The sequence below is a fragment of the Mycobacterium sp. 1165196.3 genome (assembly GCF_001673415.1).
Lineage (GTDB): Bacteria > Actinomycetota > Actinomycetes > Mycobacteriales > Mycobacteriaceae > Mycobacterium > Mycobacterium europaeum_A.
In genome coordinates this window covers 1-669 of record NZ_LZLU01000231.1, presented here as the reverse complement: position 1 = coordinate 669, position 669 = coordinate 1, and the positions used below count along the sequence as shown (strand labels likewise).

General features: G+C 70.6%; 1 protein-coding gene. It reads right to left on the bottom strand.

Annotation, left to right across the window (positions count from 1 at the left end; all coding sequences use genetic code 11):
• Positions 1–669, bottom strand: a 669-nt coding sequence (locus A5659_RS22890; RefSeq protein ID WP_082976165.1) for a hypothetical protein, incomplete at both ends; no start/stop codon positions are given.

Sequence of the window (669 nt, the reverse complement as noted above, 5' to 3'; positions counted from 1 at the left end):
CGGGTTCAGCAGCATCGCGGCCTCCTGACGCTTTTCCGACTCGTCATGGTCGAAGCGACGGTTCGGCGGCCGCTCGTACATCGGCGCGCCACCGGCGATCGCCGACGCCAGGCGCCGCTGACCGGCCAGCAGGCGGGCATCCGCGCGCCGCTGGTAGTCCGCACGCTGCTGCGGGTCGAGCGCGGCGACGAACGCCTGCGGATGCACGAGCGCAACCAAGCCCGAAACATGGCCGAACCCAAGGCTGGTCAGCAACCCCGCCTTGAGCGGGAACTTCTCGCCCAGCCGCAGGGTCTCGCGCACCCACACGAAGTGGGCCGAGCCGGCCAGTTCGTCGTCGACGCAGTCCAGGCTGCGGTTCGGTGGGATCACCCCGTCGCGCAGTATCTGGCACAGGCCCATCATCTGGAAGACCGCCGCGCCGCCCTTGGCGTGCCCGGTGAGGCTCTTCTGCGACACCACGAACAGCGGAGCACCCTCGGACCGGCCGAGCGAATCGGCGAGCCGCTCGTGCAGTTCGGTCTCGTTGGGATCGTTGGCCAACGTCGACGTGTCGTGCTTGGAGATCACCGCGATGTCGTCGGCGCCCACCCCGAGCTTGGCCAGCGACCGCGCCAGCGCCGAATCCTTCCCGCCGCGACCGGCACCCAGCGCGCCCAGCCCTGGCGC